This is a genomic window from Curtobacterium sp. KBS0715 (assembly GCF_005938005.2).
Taxonomy (GTDB): domain Bacteria; phylum Actinomycetota; class Actinomycetes; order Actinomycetales; family Microbacteriaceae; genus Curtobacterium; species Curtobacterium flaccumfaciens.
In genome coordinates, this window is sequence record NZ_VCCA02000001.1 from 2,429,629 (window position 1) to 2,448,660 (window position 19,032).

A 19,032-nucleotide genomic window follows, 5' to 3' on the forward strand; every position below is an offset into this window, starting at 1 on the left:
CCGTGACCGAGACCCTGCCAGCGCCCGAGGTGTACGACTTCGCGCGCCCGTCGACGCTGGCCCGTGAGCACGCCCGGGTCCTCGAGCTCGCCTTCGAGACGTTCGCGCGCCAGTGGGGTACGCAGCTGACGGCGAAGGTCCGTGCGGTCAGCCAGGTCACCTGCGAGCAGGTGGAGATGACGACGTACGACGAGTACGCCGCGTCGCTGCCCGCGCTCACCGGCATGGTGCTGCTGCCGATCACCGGCCTGACCCCGAAGGGCGTGCTGCAGGTCCCGCTCGACGCCGCGCTGACGTGGGTGTCGCACGCGCTGGGCGCCTCGAAGCCGCTGCCGACGCCGGACCGCACCTTCACGCCCATCGAGCAGGCCCTGGTCCGCAAGATCGTCGAGGACGCCCTCGACGACCTCCGCTACTCGTTCGGCGGGCTGCTCGCGCAGGACGTCACGGTCGGCGGGTTCCAGTTCAACAGCCAGTTCGCCCAGGCCGCGCAGAAGGGCGACCTGATGATCGTCGCCTCGTTCTCGATCCGGGTCGGCGACCGCGTCGCCCCCGGCACGCTGGCACTGCCGGCGGAGGCCGTCCTGCCGCAGCTCGGCGAGGCCGCGGCGCACGTGTCGCCGGCCGACGCCCGAGCCCTGCTCGACGCGCAGCTCGAGAGCGTGCCCGTGGGCGTCAGCCTGCGCTTCGCCCCGGCCGCGGTCCTGCCGACGCAGGTCCTGCGGCTCGCCGTCGGCGACGTCCTGCCGCTGCCGCACCCGCAGCACCGGCCCCTCACCATCGCGGTCGACGGCGAACCCGTCGGCACCGCCGCGGTCGGCGCGAACGGCTCGCGTCTCGCCGGCATCGTCGTCACCACCACGAGCACGGAGCAGCACTGATGACCGAAACGACCACCCTCCACACCGCAGCGGCCGAGTCGCTCGCGGCGCAGCTCCCGACGGCCGCCCCCTTGACCGCGGTGCTCCTGCCTGGAGGCGCGACACCGGTCGTGCTCGACGCGGCGACGGACGCCGTGGTCGCCTCGTTCGTCGGCGGCCTGTCGGCCGACCTGGCGCTCGTGCTCACCGATCTCGAGGCGATCACGGCCGCCGGAGGCACCGACCACGGCATCGTGGCCGTCACGGACGTGCTGCGTCCGTCGCTCGAGGCCGCGGCCGGGGTCCTCGGCGTCGGGGTGCTCGGCGAGGCGAACCGCGAGTCGGCCGCGTCGCTGCTGGCCGACCCGGACACCGTCGTGTTCGAACTGACCGCCGGTGGCCTGCCCGCCGGGTGGTTCGGCATCCGGATCCGCGAGAACGGCACGGTGTCCGCGCCCGTCGTGGCGAACCTGCCCGCCGGCAACCTCGGCCGGATCAACAACGTCGAGATGACCCTGACGGTCGAGATCGGCCGCACCCGGATGTCGGTCCGCGACGTGCTCGGCATGGAGCCCGGCGCCGTCGTCGAGCTCGACCGCAGTGCCGGTGCCCCCGCCGACGTCCTGCTGAACGGCCGCCTCATCGCGCACGGCGAGGTCGTCGTCGTCGACCAGGACTACGCGGTCCGGATCACCCGCATCCTCGACGTCGCCGAAACGGTCTGACCCGCACGTGGACACCCTCGTCGTCACCCTCCGCGTCGCGCTCTCGCTCGGCGTCGTGCTCGCCCTGATGTGGGTGCTGCACCGCGCGAGCCGCAAGCGCTTCTCGGGCAAGCCGTCGGGCCGTCGTGCGGCGACCGTCGAGGTCGTCGGTCGGCAGGGCATCGGCGGCAAGGCGAGCGTCGTCGTGGTCGACGTCGAGGGGGAGCGGCTCGTCCTCGGTGTGTCCGAGCACGGGGTCAACCTGCTCACGAGCGGGCAGGCGCCCGCGCCGGAACTCACCATCGTGACCGGACCGGTCGCGCTGCCGGTGCGTCCCGCCCCGTCGGCCGACGCGTTCGGTCGGGAACTCGCGCAGCAGTCGGACGCCACCACGGGCCTCCCGGCAGGCACGGACGACGTGACCCGGGCGACCGACGCGACCAGCGCCGTCGCGCCGCTGCCGATGCGCCCGCGCAACCGTCGCCCGCAGCGCGCCGTGCCGAGCGCCCAGCAGCTGCAGGGCTCGATCCTGTCGCTCGACACCTGGCGCCAGGCCGCGGCCGCGCTGCGGAACCGGCGGGCCGGGTGAGGGCGGCAGGGCCGCACCGGCTGGCACGGTCGGGTCGACTCGTCGCCCTCGTCCTGCTCGGCCTGGCGGTCGTGGCCGGGTTCCTGATGCTCACGACGACCGGCGCACACGCCGCCGGGGTCGTCCAACCCACCGCCCCGGCGACCCCGACCGCCCCCGCGACCGGTGACTTCAGCGTCAGCGTGAACGGCCCGGACGGTACCCCGTCGTCGGCCGTGGTGACGCTCATCGGCGTCACGCTGCTGAGCGTCGCACCCGCGCTGATGCTCATGATGACGTCGTTCACGAAGATCTTCGTCGTGCTCGCGATGACCCGGAACGCGCTCGGGCTGCAGTCGATCCCGCCGAACCAGGTGATCGCCGGACTGGCACTGTTCCTGTCGCTGTTCGTGATGGCACCGGTGCTCGGGCACATCAACGACGACGCCCTGCAGCCCTACCTGGCCGGGCACCTCGACTTCAACCAGGCCGTCGAGATCGGCACGAAGCCCCTGCGGACCTTCATGCTCCACCAGACCCGCGACGAGGACGTCGCCCTGATCACCCGAGCCGCCGGGCTCGACAACCCGAAGTCGATGGCGGACGTGCCGATGACGACGGTGATCCCGGCGTTCATCATCTCGGAGCTCCGTAGCGCGTTCATCATCGGGTTCGTCATCTTCATCCCGTTCCTGGTGATCGACCTCGTCGTCTCCGCGGCCCTGATGTCGATGGGCATGATGATGCTCCCGCCGGTCATGATCTCGCTGCCGTTCAAGATCCTGCTCTTCGTGCTGGTCGACGGCTGGGGCCTCATCATCACGTCGCTCATCGAGAGCTACCACGTTGTCTAGGGGGCACGCATGAACCAGCAGGCCGTCATCGACCTCGTCCTCCAGGCGCTCCTGGTGTCCGGCAAGCTCGCCGCCCCGGTGCTCATCACCTCGCTCGTCGTCGGCTTCGCGATCTCGCTGTTCCAGTCGGTGACGCAGATCCAGGAGGTCACGCTCTCGTTCGTGCCGAAGGCCGTCGCCGTCGCGATCGCCCTGGTGGTCTGCGGCAACTGGATGATCTCCGAGATGATCGCGTTCACGCACGTCGCCTTCGACATGATCCCGAAGCTGCTCGGGGGCGGTTGATGGAGCTCAGCATCGACGCCGACCGTCTGGAGGCGACCATGCTCGCCGGCGTCCGGCTCGTCGCGTTCTTCGTCATCGCGCCGCCGTTCTCGTACCGGGCGTTCCCCGGCACCGTCAAGGTGATCCTCGGGCTGGGGCTCGCCATCGGCGTCGCCCCGCGCGTCGCCGTCGGCTACGAGCAGCTCGACACGGGGCCGTTCCTGCTCGCCCTGCTCACCCAGCTCGTCGTCGGGCTGTCCCTCGGGTTCCTGGTGTTCCTGGTGTTCGCCGCCGTGCAGTCGGCGGGTGCGCTCATCGACCTGTTCGGCGGGTTCACGCTCGCGCAGGCGTTCGACCCGCAGTCCCAGGTCAACGGCGCCCAGTTCACCCGCCTGTTCCAGATGACCGCGCTCGCGCTGCTCTTCACCTCGGGCGGCTACCAGCTCATCGTCGGTGGTCTGGTGCGGTCGTTCGACGCCGTGCCGCTCACCGGCACCTTCGCGGTGGACGGGCTCGCGTCGATGCTCGTGACCGCGATGTCGCAGATGTTCCTCGCCACCCTGCAGATCGCCGGTCCGCTCGTCGTCGTGCTGTTCCTGGCCGACGTCGGCCTCGGGCTGCTGACCCGCGTGGCACCGGCGCTCAACGCGTTCCAGATGGGCTTCCCGATCAAGATCGGCCTGACCGTCCTGTTCGCCGGCGCACTCTTCATGGCCCTGCCCTCGGTGGTGTCGTCGCTGACCGGCGACGCCGTCGAGGCGATCACGGGACGGGGGTGACGACGTGTCCGACAGCGGAGAACGTTCCGAACAGGCAACCCAGCAGCGGATGCGCGAGGTCCACGAGAAGGGCCAGATCGGTCGCTCGCAGGACCTCGGCGCGTGGATCGGGATCGCCGTCGCGGCGCTCATGATCCCGGCCGCGATCGGCAACGCCGCGGCCGCCGGACAGGACCAGCTCCTCGCCGTGCAGCGGGTCATCGAAGACCCCGAGCTCGGTGCCGTGCAGGCCCTGCTCGCCGACGCCCTCGGTTCGATGGGTGCGACCCTCGGCCCGATGCTCGCGGTCGTCGCAGTCGCGGTGCTCGCCGCCGCCGTCACCCAGGGTGGGGTGCACTTCCGCAAGATGACGCCGCAGCCCGACCACTTCGATCCGATCGCCGGACTGAAGCGCGTGTTCGGCACCCAGGCGCTCTGGAACGGCGCGAAGGCGCTGCTGAAGACCGCCGTCGTCGGGCTCGTCCTCTGGTTCGCGGTGCAGGGGCTCATGCCGGTCCTGATGACGAGCGGCTCGCTGCCGCTGTCGGCCGTGCTCGAGGCCGCCGCCGCCGGGTCCGGCACCCTGCTGCGCGCGGCGATCGTCGCCGGGCTCGTCCTCGCAGCCCTCGACGTGTTCGTGGTGATCCGCCGCAACCGGAAGCGCACGATGATGACCAAGCGCGAGGTCAAGGACGAGAACAAGCGGAGCGACGGCGACCCGCTGGTGAAGTCGCAGCGCCGCTCCCGTCAGCTCGCGATGAGCCGCAACCGGATGATCCAGGCCATCGGCACCGCGGACGTCGTGATGACGAACCCGACCCACTACGCCGTCGCGATCAAGTACGAGCCGGGGAAGTCCGCGCCCAGGGTGGTGGCGAAGGGGGCCGGACCGGTCGCCGACGTGATCCGCGCCCGTGCCGAGGCAGAGCGGGTGCCGATCGTCCGCGACGTCCCGCTCACCCGGGCACTGCACGCCACGTGCGAGCTCGGGCACGAGATCCCCGTCGACCTGTACACGCCCGTGGCCCGCGTCCTGTCCTTCGTGATGGCGCTCAAGGCGCGCGGCACCGCGGCCGGCACGCACGCGCCGCCGCGGCCGACCACCCCGGACGAGGTCGCGAGCGTCATCGACCCCGCCACCCTGACCGGGGACCTCCGCCCCCGCAGGCTCCGCGCACCGCGCACCGCAGAGAACCAGACCGAAGGACTCCCCGCATGAACCGCAAGGACCTGCCGAAGCTCGTCGTCCCGGTGTTCATCGTCGGCATCATCCTGCTGCTGATCCTGCCGGTGCCGTCGTTCCTGCTCGACTTCCTGATCATCATCAACATCCTGCTGGCGCTGGTGATCCTGCTCACGACGCTGTTCGTGAAGAAGCCGCTCGACTTCTCGGTGTTCCCGTCCCTGCTGCTCGTCGCGACGCTGTTCCGGCTCGGCCTGAACGTCGCGTCCACCCGGTTGGTGCTCGGCGAGGGCTTCGCCGGCGACGTCATCCAGGCGTTCGGCCACGTCGCCGTCTCCGGGTCGATCATCATCGGCGCGGTCATCTTCCTGATCCTCATCGTCATCCAGTTCGTCGTGGTGACGAAGGGTGCCGAGCGCGTCGCCGAGGTCGGGGCACGCTTCACCCTCGACGCGATGCCGGGCAAGCAGATGGCGATCGACGCCGACCTGAACGCCGGGCTGATCACCGACCAGGAAGCCAAGGAGCGCCGCGCCGCGGTGTCCGCCGAGGCCGACTTCTACGGCGCGATGGACGGTGCGTCGAAATTCGTCAAGGGCGATGCGATCGCCGGCATCCTCATCATCATCATCAACCTGATCGGTGGCATCGCGATCGGCATGCTGCAGAACGGGCTGTCCGTCACCGACGCCCTGTCGAAGTACGGCATCCTGACGATCGGCGACGGCCTGGTCACGCAGATCCCGGCGCTGTTGATGGCGGTGTCGACGGGCATGATCGTCACCCGGTCCGGCGCGGAGTCCGAGATGGGGTCCTCGGCCGCGACCCAGCTGTCGCAGTCGCGGAACGCCCTCATGATCGCCGGGGTCGCCGCGATCGCGATGGGGTTCATCCCCGGCATGCCGATCCTGCCCTTCCTGCTCGTCGGCGCGACCCTGCTCTTCACGGGCTGGCGCATCGGCCGGAACGCCGCCCGGGCCGAGGCCGACGCCGCCCAGCAGCAGGCACTCGCGGCGGCGGCGCCGACCGGCGACACCCCGGAGGACCTGCTCGAGCAGATGCGCGTGCACGCCCTCGAGATCCTGCTCGCCCCCGACCTGGTCGACATGGTCTCCGGCGCCTCCGACGACCTGCTCGGCCGGGTGCGTGCGCTCCGCCGCAAGATCGCGATCGACATGGGGATCGTCGTCCCGCCGGTCCGCACCCGCGACTCGATCGACCTGCCGCCGTCGACGTACGCCATCCGGATCGCCGGCGTCGAGGCCGGTCGGGGCACGGCGCCCGCCCGCAGCGTCCTGGCGCTCGGCGACCACCTGGACGGCCTGCCCGGCACCTCGACCGTCGAGCCGGTGTTCGGCCTGACCGGCAAGTGGGTGCCCGCCGAGCTCCGGCACGCTGCCGAGATGACCGGCGCGACCGTGATCGACCGGGTCTCCGTGCTCGTCACCCACCTGCAGGCGGTCATCGGCGACAACGCCGCGCGCCTGCTCACCCGCGAGGACGTCAAGGTCCTGACCGAGGGCGTCAAGCAGGTCAACCCCGCCGCGGTCGAGGAACTCGTCCCCGGCATGCTCTCGATGGCCGAGCTGCAGCGGGTGCTGCAGGGCCTGCTCGCCGAGCGCGTGCCGATCAACGACCTCGGCCGGATCTGCGAGGCCCTCACGCTCCGCGCCAAGGTGTCGACCGATCCCGAGGGGCTCGTCGAGTCCGCCCGTGCGGCCCTCGGCCCGGCCCTCGCCGCCCGGCACACCGACGCCGGCACCCTGCGCGTCATCATGATCGACCCGATGCTCGAGCAGTCGATGCTCGAGGGGCTCCGGCCGTCCGAGCAGGGCAGCCAGATCGTGCTCGACGCGCACCGCATCGAGCAGGTCCTGGGCTCCGTCCGCGATGCCGTCCGCTCCGTGGAGGACCAGGGGCTGTCCGCCGTCCTGGTCTGCGCCCCGCAGCTCCGCCCGGCCGTGCACCGCATGGTCGCCGCCCAGTCGAACGGGCTCCCGGTGCTGTCGTACCAGGAGGCCACCGCCGCGGGCTCCACCATCGAGACCGTGGGAGTGGTCCGTGCCGCCGACCCGATTGCAGCGTAGCGGCGCCACGCTCGAGTCCCTCCGCGACGCGGTGCGGACCGAGTTCGGCGCGGGTGCGCGGATCGTGGCGGCCGAACGCGTGACCACGCCGGGCTTCGGCGGGCTGTTCCGCAAGGCGCACGTCGAGGCCACCGTCGAGGTGCCCGAACCGGGGGACCAGCCCACTGTCCGGGTCGTCATCGCCGACTCGCCCGTGCAGCGCGTCGGCATCGCCGCGCTGCTCGCCGACGCCGAGGCGGCCGAGGCCCGCATCGCCGGCACCGACGGCACCAGGGCGACGCGGGCCGACGCCTTCGCGTCGGTGCTCGACGGGTTCCAGGCGGACGGGATCACGCCGAGCGCCCCGCGCCCGACGCGCGCGCCGTCCGAGCCGGACGCGCCCACCGGGGTCGACCCGCGCCTCCAGGCAGCCGTCGACGCGCAGACGGTGGCGGACGCGCAGGCGGTGGCCGTCGCGCAGCCGGTCGTCGAGACCCGGTCGGGAGGCCCGTCCCGCGTCCCCGACGCGCCCTCGCCGGCACCGGTGGGCCGGCCCACGGCCCCGACCGTGCGGTCCGCGGACGGTGACCTGGTGCTCCTGGTCGGGCGGCCGAACGACGTCGACGCGGCCGCCGGGCTCTTCTCGGTGCGGCACGCGCTCCGGCCGACGGACGCCGCCGACCGCCGTGCGGCGATCCTGGCGCGGGCCGACGGTGTCCGCGACGGGCACGCCGTGCTCGCCGTCGCCGCTTGGGACGACCGGGCGACCGGCGACGCGCTGCAGGCCGACCAGGTGTGGGTCGTGGTCGACGTCGGGCGGAAGCCCGCGGACTCGGCCGCGATGGTGTCCGCGGTGGCCTCGCGGCTGCCCGTGGTCGGTGTCGTGGCGATCGGTGCGGGGGAGACCGCCACGCCCGGGTCGGTGGACCTGCTGGGGCTCCCCGTCGTGTCGCTAGGCTGAACGGGTGCTGGTACTCACGCGGAAGGTCGGCGAGCGGATCCTCGTCGGCGACGACATCGTCATCACGGTGCTCGACTCCCGGGGCGACGGCGTCCGGATCGGCATCGACGCCCCGCGCGGCGTGAAGATCCAGCGCGAAGAGGTCGTGCGTGCGGTCGCCGAGGCGAACGCCGAGGCCGCCGCTGCCGGTGACGACGCCGAGGCGCAGCTGCGCGCGGCGCTCGGGTCCCGCGGCGGGGCTGCCGCGGGCGGCACGACTCCGCCGGAACGGTCCGACTCCTAGCAGCCGGCACGGCCACGCCCGTCAGGGGCGCGGCCGCGTGTCCGTCACGGTCGGGGCTGTACGTCCGTCACGGACGGACCTGCACGTCCGTCACGGACGGGGCTTCTTCTCCTGTTCGGGCAGACGACCGGCGGCGGCCTCGGCGGCGAACCACGCGCGTGCCTCGTCCTGTCGGGCCTGCTCGGCCCCGAGCGCGATCGGCGCCCGGACGTGACCGGGCTCGTAGCCGAAGGTCTCGATCAGCTGCGGCACGATGGGCCGGACCCGGGCGACGAGCCGGTCGATGTACGCCGACACCGCACGGGCGCGCTGCGCCGACAGCCGGCCGTGCAGCAGGTACCAGTCCAGGTGCTGCTCGAGCAGACCGAGCGCGAACAGGTCGCGCAGCCACACGAGCACGCGTCGGGTGTCGCCCTCGGTGACCTCGTCGAGCGCCTCGGTGAAGGCGTCCCACTGCATGAGCTCGGCGTGCGCCTTCGACGCCTCGATGAGCTCGTGCTGCGAGCGGTTCAGCAGTCGGGCGGCGCGGGCTCGGTCCTTGCCGGCCGACGCCAGGCGCATGCCGATCTCGGCGACCATGGTGTCGACCCGACCCGCGAGCAGCTCGCGCTGCGTGCGGGGGTCCTGCAGGTCGGCGACGCTGGCAGCCAGGGACCCGCGGTCCGCCACGGTCTGACCGAGGCGGCGGATGCCGGACGCGTCGGCCAGCTTCGACGCCGCGACGGCCGCCACGAACTTCGCGGTGGACGCCGGGTCCTTCGGGGCCTTCGCCCGGAACTCGGTGAGCAGGCGCTTGCCGACGAGCTGCAGCAGCACGGTGTTGTCGCCCTCGAACGTCACGTAGACGTCGAGGTCGGCGCGGAGCCCGGTGAGACGGTTCTCGGCGAGGAACCCGGCACCGCCGCAGGCCTCGCGGGCCTCCTGCAGGGTGTCGAGCGCCGACCAGGTCGACATCGACTTGAACGCCGCGGCCTGGGTCTCCAGGTCCTCGCGGCGCTCCGGGGTGTCCTCGCGCCCGCTGAAGACGTCGTCGAAGGTGCGCAGGAGCTTCTCGTGCGCGAACGACTGCGCGAACACCGTCGCCAGGCGCGGGATGAGACGGCGCTGGTGCCGGCCGTAGTCGAGCAGCACGCCCTCGGTGCCGTCACCGGTGGGGAACTGCCGGCGCTGCATCGCGTAGGTCAGGGCGATCTGCAGCGCGATCTTCTGCGCGACGACCGCGGCGCCGTCGAGCGACACCCGGCCCTGCACCAGGGTGCCGAGCATCGTGAAGAACCGGCGGCCGGGCGAGGCGATCGGCGACGAGTAGGTGCCGTCCGCGGCGACGTCGCCGTAGCGGTTCAGCAGGTTGGTGCGGGGGACCCGGACGTGGTCGAACGCGAGCCGGCCGTTGTCGATGCCGTTCAGGCCGCCCTTGGGGCCGTCGTCCTCACCGCTGACGCCGGGCAGGAACGCCCCCTCGGCGTCGCGGAGCGGGACGTAGAACGCGTGCACGCCGTGGTCGACACCGGCGGTCACGAGCTTCGCGAACACGACGGCGGCGTGTCCGTGCAGGGCAGCGTTGCCGATGTAGTCCTTCCACGCACCGCGGAACGGCGTGTGGATCTCGAACTCCTCGGTCGCGGGGTCGTACGTGGCCGTCGTGGCGATGCTCTGCACGTCCGAGCCGTGGCCGGTCTCGGTCATCGCGAAGCAGCCGGGGACGTCGAACGAGACGATGCCCGGCAGGAACTCGCAGTGGTTGGCCTCGGTGCCCAGGTGGTGCACGGCGGACCCGAACAGTCCCCACTGCACCCCGGCCTTGATCTGCATCGACGGGTCGGCGGTGACGAGCTCCTCGAACGCGGCCAGGTTGCCGCCGTGGTTGCTCTGGCCGCCGAACTCGGCGGGGTAGGGACGCTGGATCGCCCCGGCGTCGACCAGGGTCCGGAGCTGCTCGAGCACGCGTGCCCGGTGCTCGGGGATCGGCTGGCCCTCGATCTTCTGCATCGCGGGGTCGAGCGCGAGCCGCCGGGAGATCCGGCGGTCCTCGGCCCAGCGTCCGAGCAGGAGCTCCTGCACCAGCTCGACGTCGATGCGGACGTCGGTGTCCGTGCCGGCGGTCGGGGTTCCCGCTGCCGGGTCGCCGGCGGCGTCGGCGTTCGGCGCGGCGTGCTGCGCGTCGACGTCCGGCGCGGAGTCGTTGCCGCTGGCGGGGGTGGTGCGCTGGGCGGGTGCGGTGTCGACCATGGGCGGAGTCCTCCTGAACTGCGGTGTCCGTGTTGCTCTGTCCACGCTAGACACCGGTGCCGACAGTGGCGGGAACGCCGTGCGGGCCGCACAACCCCGTGTCGTCGGTGGCGTCACGAGGTCGTGGGAACCCTCCAAAGACATGAGCGGGGTTCGACGATTGGGCGCGCGCACCCGGCCAGGGGCAGACTGGCCGCCATGTCACGTACCACCCCCGCGGACCGCGAAGGCCGTCCCGGACGCACCTTCTTCGGGCAACCGTTCGAGCTCTCGACACCGTTCGCCGTGGAGCTCTGGGAGCGGTTCTCGTTCTACGGGATGCAGGGCATCGTCCTCATCTACATGTACTACACGGTCACGCAGGGCGGCCTGGGGATCGACAAGGGCATCGCCACCGGCATCATGGGTGCCTACGGCGGCGCGGTCTACCTGTTCACGATCATCGGGGCGTGGATCGCCGACCGGCTGATCGGCGCGGACCGGACCCTGTTCGGTAGCGCGATCGTCGTGATGCTCGGGCACATCGCCCTCGCGCTCATCCCCGGGGTGGCCGGGGTCGGCGTCGGCCTCGTGCTCATCGCGCTGGGCTCCGGCGGGCTCAAGGCCACCGCCACCACGATCGTCGGCGGCCTCTACAGCCGCGAGGACCCGCGCCGCGACGCCGGCTTCTCGCTCTACTACCTCGGCGTGAACCTCGGGGCGTTCTTCGGACCGCTGCTCACCGGGCTGCTGCAGAGCTCGCTCGGCTTCCACTGGGGCTTCGGCCTGGCCGCCGTCGGCATGGCGGCGGGCCTGGTGCAGTACGCGATCAGGCGGAAGAAGCTGCCCGAGGTCGTCCGCCACGTGGCGAACCCCGTCGACCGCCGCCGCCTGCCGCTCATCGGTGCCGGCGTCGTCGTCGCGCTCGTCGTCATCGTCGTCGCCGTGCTGACCGGCCTGCTCAACGTCGGCAACCTGCCCACCGTCGTGGTCGCGGTCGTCGTGCTCGCCACCATCGGCTACTTCGTCGTGATCCTGTCGAGCGGCATCACCCGTGACGAGCGGTCGCGGGTCTTCGCGTTCATCCCGCTGTTCATCGGCAGCGCCGTGTTCTGGTCGCTCTACCAGCAGCAGTTCACCGTCGTGACGGTCTACTCCGACGAGCGCCTCGACCGCTCGCTGTTCGACTGGGAGATGCCGGTGTCGTGGGTGCAGACGATCAACCCGGTCTTCATCATCGTGCTGTCCGGCGTCTTCGCGGCGCTGTGGACCAAGCTCGGCGACCGCCAGCCGTCCACCCCGACGAAGTTCGCCCTCGGCACCGGGATCATGGGGCTCGCGTTCCTGCTCTTCCTGCCGTTCACCGGCTCGGGCGAGAACGGCACACCGCTCCTCGCGCTCGTCGGCATCCTGCTGGTCTTCACGCTCGCCGAACTGCTGCTCTCTCCCGTCGGCCAGTCCGTCGCCACGAAGCTCGCGCCGCCGAAGTTCCAGACGCAGATGGTCGCGTTGTTCTTCCTGTCGGTGTCGCTCGGCACCGCCGTCACCGGGGTGCTGTCCCGCTACTACGACCCGGCGAACGAGGCCCCGTACTTCACGATCCTCGGCCTGGTCGCCGTCGTGGTGGGCGTGGTCCTGCTGCTCCTGGCCAAGCCGGTGCTGCGGCTCATGCGCGGCATCCGGTAACCTGAGCGGAGCCACACGCCGACGCAACCAAGGAGTCACCACCCATGCTCGAACTCATCGCAGGGATCATCATCGGCGTCGGCGTCCTCGGTGGCGTCGGGTGCTGCATGGCCGTCGCAGCCATGATGAAGAGCGGCTCCGAGGAGTACTGAGTCCCTGACCCGGACTACTCGCCGCTGTCGGTCGTGACCGGCACCAGCTGACGACTCAAGACGGTCGCGCGCTCGAAGGGGCCGCGGCCGTCCTTCGTGTACACGGGCTCCTCGAACGCGACGGTCCACGTGCGCTGCGTTCCGCCGATCTGACTCCCGCCGGGAGCCACGATCACCCCGATCGGCTGGTCGGCCCACTGCTCGCCACCCCGATCGGTGTCGATGACCTGCACGAGGGCACCGATGCCGAGACCGGGAGCGTCGTCGGGGCGGGGACTGGGGGAGCGGCGGCGTCCGAACACGCCATCACCGTAGCGGCGCGTGACCATGGAACGTCTGTGCGGCACCTGTCGACACGCTGACGGCCCGGCCGCCGGGTGGTCGGGACACCCCGCCTGCGGCGCGTCGAGTGGTCACGAACTGTCGGCTGCGGCGCCTCCATCCGACGGTTCGTGACCGCTCGGCGGAGGTGAGCGGGGTGTTGTGACCGGCGGGACGACGGGCGGGAGGCCCGTGGCGGGCCCGCACCGCGCCTCCCGGCCGTCGTGGGTCGCGTCCAGAGCGCGGGCCGGGTGGTCAGGACACCCCGCCGACAGCGCGTTGAGTGGTCACGAACTGTCGTCGGCGCGGCCTCCATCCGACGGTTCGTGACCGCTCGGCGAACCTGAGCGGGGTGTCTTGACCAGCCGACACACGCGACCACTCACCCCGGCCCGCGTCAGACGGCGGCCTGCTCCACCCGGGCGATCTCGGTGATGGACGAGTGGCCCGTCTCGGGGTGCTTGCGCATCGACAGGAGCCGCTCCATCGACGGTTCGAGCGCCGTGACCTTGTCGAGCGGCGCACTCACGACGAGCTGGAACCCGAGCCGGAGCCACGCGGTGACCGCACGGCCGGCGAACTCCGAGTCCGCCTTGATGAACGCCTCGTCGAGGAACACCGGCGCGAACCGGGGTCGCGGACGGGTCTCGTCGCCGAGCTGGTAGCGCAGCGCGGCGCCGACGATGAACGCCACGAGCTCCTGCGTCTCACCACCGGACTTGTCGCCGAGTGACGAGTACACGCCGAGGTCGTTGCCGTCGGTGTCGTACCGGACGGCCGTGATCTCCATGTGCCGGCGGACGTCGAGCACCGCGTCGCGCTGGGTGGTGCGGCCCCGGGCGGCGTCCGGGTCGGGCCGGATGACCGCCATGAAGCGCCGGAGCCGTCGGAACCGGGTCTCCAGCACGTCGTCGGTCAGCTCGGTGTCGACCGAGGCCGACAGGGCGCGGAGCTCGCGGCGGAAGGCGGTGACGTCCTCGCGGGTGACCCGGCGGATCTGGATCTTGAGGCGGTCCCGGTTCGCGCCGAACGGCAGCTCCCGCAGGATCTCGTTGACCGGCTCGAGGCGCTCCTCGATCTCGACGACGGCGCGGTCGAAGGCGCCGGCGAGCGGGACGAGGTCCTCGCCGCTCCACTGCGACAGGCGTCGACGCCACTCGCTCCGACGCGCGTGCAGGCCGGTCGCCACGATCTGGTCGAGGATCGCGTGGTAATCGGGGTACGACGCGACGCCGGTGCCGAGGTTCGGGTCGGGCCAGGCGTCCTGGTACCGCTGGAACGTCAGCGTCAACGAGGTCGACGCCGCCGCGGCACCGTCGAGCGCCTGCGTGAGCCGCTCCTCGAGCCGGCGCTTCAGCCGTCGGGTGGCGTCGTCGAACCCGTCGACGCCGTCCGGGGCGCCGATCTCCTCGAAGGTCTCCTCGAGCAGGCGGGCCTGCTGGTCGTCCGGCAGCGAACCGGGCGAGGACTCGAAGCGCTCCAGGATCTCGGCGGCGGCGTCCTGGCCGTCGACGAGCACCGCGTGGCGCTCCTCGAGCCGCTGGACCGACAGCCGTGCGGCGGAGCGACGGTCGGCCGCCTCGTCGAGGGACTTCCGGAGCCGGGCGACCGAGGCCCGGAGCGTCCGGAGGCCGTCGTCGGCGGCGAGCAGCGCCTGCCGTTCCTCGTCGAGCCGGGCGAGGGACGTCCCCAGCCCGTCGACGTCGATCGCGGCCCACGTGGCGTCGACCACGTGCTGGTGCGCGGCGCGGAGCACGTCGAGCGCGGTGAGGTCCTGCGCGACGTCGGTGCGGCGGGCCTCGAGCGTGGCGAGGTCCTGCGCGATCGAGGCGAGCTCCTGCTCGACCGCGGCGACGCGGGCTTCGTTCGTGAAGCCGATGACGTTCGACTGGCGGCGGTCACCGTGCGCGCCACGACGGCCGTCGCGCAGCTGCCCGGACTCGGTGACCCGGCGGCCACCACCGCCGAGGTCGGAGGCCGAGGCGACACAGCGGGCGTCGGTGCGGTCGGACTCGATCCGCTCGCGCACCCAGGTGCTGAACGGCGACGGCTTGATGGCGAGCTTGCCGGACACCATCGCCGGGTCGCCGTCGAGGTCCAGGTGCGGGCCGGTCGGCACACCCTCGAACTGCACGCGGACGGGCAGGCGCAGCGCGTCGATCGCCTCGCTGAAGTCACCGAGGCGGTCCTGGTCGACGAGCAGCGTGCGGGCGACGGGCGCCAGGACGGACTCGATGGCCGTGCGCCAACGCTCCTCGCCGGGCAGCACGTCGAGCAGTTCCGCCACGAAGGGCAGTTCGGCCGGGTCGATACCGGCGGCGCGGGCCATCGCGAGCCGGGCTTCGTGCATCGGCAGCGGCATGGCGCCCTGCCGGTGCTCGAGCGACTGGCGCTCCTGCCGCAGGGACCGTTCGCGGTCGAGGAGCGGGTACTCCTCGCGGGTCAGCGCGTCGCGGCGCTCGTCGAGGGCCGTGCGCGCGTCGGTGTACGACCCGAGGAACTCGTGCGAGCTGCGCTGTGCGGCGGTGAAGTCGGCCTCTGTCGCGACGGACGTGCCGAGCACCGCGGTGCGCTCGTCGAAGGTGCCACGGGTGCGGACCACGGCGTCGCGCTCACGGGTGAGCCGTTCGATGCGGTCCTCGAGCTGGGCGAGCGCGTTGCCTCCCTGGTCGCGGAGCCGGGCCTCGGCGTCGCGCAGCTCGATCTCGACGGCGGCGTGCCGGGCCTCGGCCGCGGCGACCTCGGCGCGCGATGCCGTGCGTTCGCGGGCGTTCCGCGAGACCTCGGCGTCGAGCAGGTCGCGCTTCCGCGAGGCCGTCCAGTGCGCGAACGGCGACACCTCGGCGCCGGTCGCGATGCCGTCCAGGGCCGCTGCGGCGTCGGTCGCGCGCGAGATCTCGTCGTGCAGGTCGGTGATGGGGGAGAGGATGCGGACCTTGCGCTCCTCGGTGTCCATCGCCTCGTACGCCTCGTCGAGGGCGGAGAAGTGCGCGAGGGCCCGGTCGGCCGCCTCGTACGTGCCGGGGGTCTCGAGCACGAGCGACTTGTACAGCGCGTCAACGGTCGGCAGGTGCTGGCCGGCCTGGATCCGGGCGAGCAGGCGCATCGCGCGGTTGCCGCCCCCGGAGTCACCGATGCCCAGCCGGGTCTGCAGCGTGTACGCGAGCTCCTGGTAGGTGTCACGGATGACGAGCCCCGGAACGCGACCGGTCAGCTCGAGGTGGTGGAACCGCGACGGCACGAACTCCTCGAGCCGGCGCAGGTCGAAGGTGTCGTCGACCGTCGCCATGGTCATCTGGATGTCGCCGACCCCGCGGGCGCGCTTCGGCACGATGTACGCACGCAGCACCGTGAAGCGCCGCTCGTCGTCGTTCCGGAACGTGACCGCCGCAGCGCCCCAGGTGGTCTGGTCGTCGCCGCGCAGGTTCACGTCGCGCAGGCTGCCGGTCTCCGGGTCGCGCCGGGTGTCGACCTTGCCGCGCAGGTACGTGAGCAGGTTGCGCTGGTCGGCGCTGCGGGCGCGGCCGGTGGTCGCGTCGTTCGACGCGCCGTTGAACGGCACGTCCGACGGCATCATCACGGCCAGGTAGGCGTCCATCAGCGTGGACTTGCCCGTGCCCGAGGCGCCGGAGATGAGCGTCGCCGTGCCGGACAGCTCGACCTGCCGGTGGCCGTGGAACCCACCCCAGTTGACGACCTGCATCGACTCGGCGCGCCACTGCGCGACCGTGTCGAAGAGCGCCGGGATCTCGAACGTGTCGGTCACGCTTCCGTCTCGCCTTCGTCGTCGGTGTCGGCTTCACCGTCTGCCGGGAGGCCCGGGTCGTCCCCGTCGGTCGGCTCGCCACCCGGGGCGGTCGCCTCACCCTGCGCGGTGGTGGTCCGCAACCAGGCGTCCAGTTCGAGCAGGCGCTCCAGGGGGAGCAGCACCTCGACGACGCTCGCCACCCGGAAACGGTCCGGGTCGGAGGTGCGGATCAGGATGCGTGCGGTCACGAGACGCTCGATCGCCTTGGCGACCCGGCCCTCGTCGCGGGTGCGGTCGGTCGCGGTCGCCGGACGGAAGCCCGCCACGTGCCCGAGGATCTCGGACCGGTCGACGACGACCTGGTCCGGGCCCGGTCGGGCGTCGGCGCGCAGGCGCATCCGCAGGTAGACGAGGACGATCGTCTCCTCGCGGGTGTACGGCAGGTCGCGGAGCAGGGTCGGGAACGTGCGGCGCTGGCTCTCCGACCGGGCCTGGCGCTTCCACGCGACCTCGCGGTCACGGTCGACGTGCAGCTCGAGGAACAGGTCGTTCAGACGGGACCGCAGCTGGTACTCGGCGTCGAGGACCGCACGCCACTCGTCGGGGTGCGTGCGGGAGCTGACGTACGAGTGCCGCAGCAGGGCCACCAGGGCGCGTCGCTGGTGCTCGTCGAGCCGGCCCTCGTCGCCCTCGAAGAGGGCGAAACTGGACTCGTCACGCTCGTCGTCCTGCATCACGGATGCGGGGTCGTCGTAGGGGACCGTCTCGTCGACCGGTGCTGGCGTCGTGTCGCTCACCGTGCCTCCTGTGCGTTCTCGTCGTGTGCGTCGCCGACCGCAGTGCGCTCGTCGTCGAGCGCAGCGGTGGGCATGTGGAAGGTGATCGCGGTGCCGTCGGGGCGGACCGTGCGGTGCTCGGCGACGTGGGCGGCCGACTCGAAGTCGTCGCGCCCCGTCAGCAGGTGCGCGAGGCCGAAGAGCTCGACCGGTCGGCGCTGCTCGGGCGGCAGCCCGTGGAACGCATCGACGCTGGAGTCGGCCTCGGCGAAGCGGAGTGCCGCGCGCAGCTCGGTCAGGAGCGGCCCACCGTGCTTGCGGAGCATCTCGACGTCGAGGTCCTCGAAGACGTCGTCGTCGGGTTCCTCGATGGGCGGCGGCACGGACTCGGCGTCCGGGTCGTAGAAGCGCTCGCGCAGCGTGCCGACCTCGGCCGCCGCCGGCAGGAGCGGCAGCGGGATCCGGTCGCGTGCGCCGCCCTGGTCCATCAGGGTGGCGAGGCCGCGGTTGATCGAGCGGAGCACCGCGTCGAGCTCGCGGTCGCGCACCACGTCGTGGGCGACGATCTGGTCGCGGAGCGTGGCGGTGAGCTGACGGCGCTGGGCGAGGACGTCCTCGATGCCCTGGCGCAGGATCGTCACGGTGTTGCGGAAGGCCCGACGCTCGCCGGCTCCGAGGCCCTGCGCGAACGGGTGCGCCAGGATCGTCGCGATGTCGTCGCGGAGCCGCAGGAGCAGGGCGTCGTCGCGGAGGAGCTCGAAGGCACCCTCGAAGGCACGGCCCTCGGGTGTCGCTTCCATCAGGTTGTCCGTGCGCGCCAGGTAGTCGTCGAGGATCTCGCCGATCGGGCGGACCTCTTGCCGGAAGTCCTCGACGATCGAGCGGTGCATCGTCGCGACCGCTTCTTCCACGCGCTTGAAGTCGCTCGGCAGCTGCCGGATCAGGTCGGAGATGTTCGTGTACCCGTCGCGCATCCGGTCGTCGTCGACGGCCACGACGTCGTCGCCGTGCTCCAGGCGCTCCCGTTCAGCCTGCAACTCGGCGATCTGGGCGTCGATCCGGCGAATCTGCACGTCGGGGTCGGGTTCGGCGCGAGCCGCCCACCGGTGCACCGCGTCCACGATCATCGCCAGCCGGCTCTCGCTGATCAGGGCGCGGTCGGCCGACAGGGCGTCGACGAGGCTCAGCGCCTCGAGGGCGTGGCTGGTCAGGGAGTACTGCTCGTCGCCGTCGGGGGAGTTCGAGCGGACGAGCCACTGGGCGCCGACCCACTCGCGACACAGCGCCCGGCCGTTCGGGCGGGCCTCCTGCTCGCCCCCGGTTGGCTCGCTGTCGGTCTGCGCGCTGGCTGCCGGCACCGCCTGGTCGCTGGCGGGCACGCGGGCACCCGCCGCCTGCAGGCGCGCGACGTGCTCCTCGACCTGCAGGTGCATGCGGTCGGCGGGGACGTACTGCACGTCGCGGTCGAAGACCGTGCGGAACACGGCGAGGACCGTGGCGCTGGTCGGCCGGGACATGAGCCGCAGGGTCGGACGGTCGAGGACCGCTCGGACCCGGGCGAACTCGAGGTCGACGTCGGTCATGCGCCCCTTCGTCCGATCGTGCTGGTGGTCTGGTCCGCGTGCTGCGGCCTGATGAGA

At 72.1% G+C, this 19,032-nt stretch carries 16 protein-coding genes; 11 read left to right on the plus strand and 5 right to left on the minus strand.

What is annotated here, in order from left to right; genetic code table 11:
- Nucleotides 1–2: 2 nt before the first annotated feature.
- Genes FFG40_RS11635 through csrA form a run of 10 tightly spaced genes read left to right on the plus strand, consistent with a single transcriptional unit; the run spans nt 3 to nt 8,501 of the window.
- Nucleotides 3–881 (plus strand): flagellar motor switch protein FliM, encoded by an 879-nt coding sequence (locus FFG40_RS11635; protein WP_138803277.1) that lies wholly within the window; start codon nt 3–5, stop codon nt 879–881.
- The gene (gene fliN / locus FFG40_RS11640) at nt 881–1,585 is read left to right on the plus strand and encodes a flagellar motor switch protein FliN (protein WP_111123019.1); all 705 of its coding nucleotides are present in this window, start codon (nt 881–883) and stop codon (nt 1,583–1,585) included. The genes FFG40_RS11635 and fliN overlap by 1 nt, the downstream gene beginning before the upstream one ends.
- A gap of 7 nt (nt 1,586–1,592) precedes the next feature.
- On the plus strand, nt 1,593–2,153 hold the full coding sequence (locus FFG40_RS11645; RefSeq protein ID WP_138803278.1) for a flagellar biosynthetic protein FliO: 561 nt from the start codon (nt 1,593–1,595) through the stop codon (nt 2,151–2,153).
- Complete coding sequence (gene fliP, locus FFG40_RS11650; protein WP_138803279.1) at nt 2,150–2,986, plus strand: flagellar type III secretion system pore protein FliP; 837 nt, start codon at nt 2,150–2,152, stop codon at nt 2,984–2,986. The genes FFG40_RS11645 and fliP overlap by 4 nt, the downstream gene beginning before the upstream one ends.
- 9 nt (nt 2,987–2,995) lie before the next feature.
- Entirely contained in the window at nt 2,996–3,271 is a 276-nt protein-coding gene (locus FFG40_RS11655; protein ID WP_138803280.1) for a flagellar biosynthetic protein FliQ, read from the plus strand.
- Nucleotides 3,271–4,029 carry a flagellar biosynthetic protein FliR gene (locus FFG40_RS11660; protein ID WP_138803281.1) on the plus strand — a complete coding sequence of 253 codons (759 nt, stop codon included), beginning with the start codon at nt 3,271–3,273 and terminating at the stop codon, nt 4,027–4,029. Before FFG40_RS11655 ends, FFG40_RS11660 begins: the two co-directional genes overlap by 1 nt.
- A 4-nt stretch (nt 4,030–4,033) precedes the next feature.
- Nucleotides 4,034–5,227 (plus strand): flagellar biosynthesis protein FlhB, encoded by a 1,194-nt coding sequence (locus FFG40_RS11665; protein ID WP_138803282.1) that lies wholly within the window; start codon nt 4,034–4,036, stop codon nt 5,225–5,227.
- Entirely contained in the window at nt 5,224–7,278 is a 2,055-nt protein-coding gene (locus tag FFG40_RS11670) for a flagellar biosynthesis protein FlhA (RefSeq protein ID WP_111022852.1), read from the plus strand. The genes FFG40_RS11665 and FFG40_RS11670 overlap by 4 nt, the downstream gene beginning before the upstream one ends.
- A complete protein-coding gene (locus tag FFG40_RS11675) occupies nt 7,253–8,218 on the plus strand; it encodes a hypothetical protein (RefSeq protein WP_138803283.1) in 966 nt (321 codons plus the stop codon). Before FFG40_RS11670 ends, FFG40_RS11675 begins: the two co-directional genes overlap by 26 nt.
- Nucleotides 8,219–8,222: 4 nt before the next feature.
- Nucleotides 8,223–8,501 carry a carbon storage regulator CsrA gene (gene csrA / locus FFG40_RS11680; protein ID WP_138803284.1) on the plus strand — a complete coding sequence of 93 codons (279 nt, stop codon included), beginning with the start codon at nt 8,223–8,225 and terminating at the stop codon, nt 8,499–8,501.
- A 90-nt stretch (nt 8,502–8,591) separates the two neighbouring features.
- Here csrA and FFG40_RS11685 read toward each other — a convergent pair whose 3' ends face one another.
- Nucleotides 8,592–10,730 (minus strand): acyl-CoA dehydrogenase, encoded by a 2,139-nt coding sequence (locus tag FFG40_RS11685; protein ID WP_138803285.1) that lies wholly within the window; start codon nt 10,728–10,730, stop codon nt 8,592–8,594.
- Nucleotides 10,731–10,928: 198 nt separating this feature from the next.
- Here FFG40_RS11685 and FFG40_RS11690 point away from each other — a divergent pair, with 198 nt between their 5' ends.
- Nucleotides 10,929–12,395, plus strand: coding sequence for a peptide MFS transporter (locus tag FFG40_RS11690; protein WP_185974172.1), 1,467 nt, complete (start codon nt 10,929–10,931; stop codon nt 12,393–12,395).
- 166 nt (nt 12,396–12,561) lie between these two features.
- Here FFG40_RS11690 and FFG40_RS11695 read toward each other — a convergent pair whose 3' ends face one another.
- The 4 genes from FFG40_RS11695 to FFG40_RS11710 form a co-directional block, all read right to left on the minus strand.
- On the minus strand, nt 12,562–12,849 hold the full coding sequence (locus FFG40_RS11695; protein ID WP_138803286.1) for a hypothetical protein: 288 nt from the start codon (nt 12,847–12,849) through the stop codon (nt 12,562–12,564).
- A gap of 416 nt (nt 12,850–13,265) precedes the next feature.
- Nucleotides 13,266–16,634, minus strand: coding sequence for an ATP-binding protein (locus tag FFG40_RS11700; RefSeq protein WP_138803287.1), 3,369 nt, complete (start codon nt 16,632–16,634; stop codon nt 13,266–13,268).
- A complete protein-coding gene (locus tag FFG40_RS11705) occupies nt 16,631–17,413 on the minus strand; it encodes a DUF4194 domain-containing protein (protein ID WP_138803288.1) in 783 nt (260 codons plus the stop codon). Before FFG40_RS11705 ends, FFG40_RS11700 begins: the two co-directional genes overlap by 4 nt.
- Nucleotides 17,410–18,975 carry a DUF3375 family protein gene (locus FFG40_RS11710; RefSeq protein ID WP_138803289.1) on the minus strand — a complete coding sequence of 522 codons (1,566 nt, stop codon included), beginning with the start codon at nt 18,973–18,975 and terminating at the stop codon, nt 17,410–17,412. The genes FFG40_RS11705 and FFG40_RS11710 overlap by 4 nt, the downstream gene beginning before the upstream one ends.
- Between the last annotated feature and the right edge of the window lie 57 nt (nt 18,976–19,032).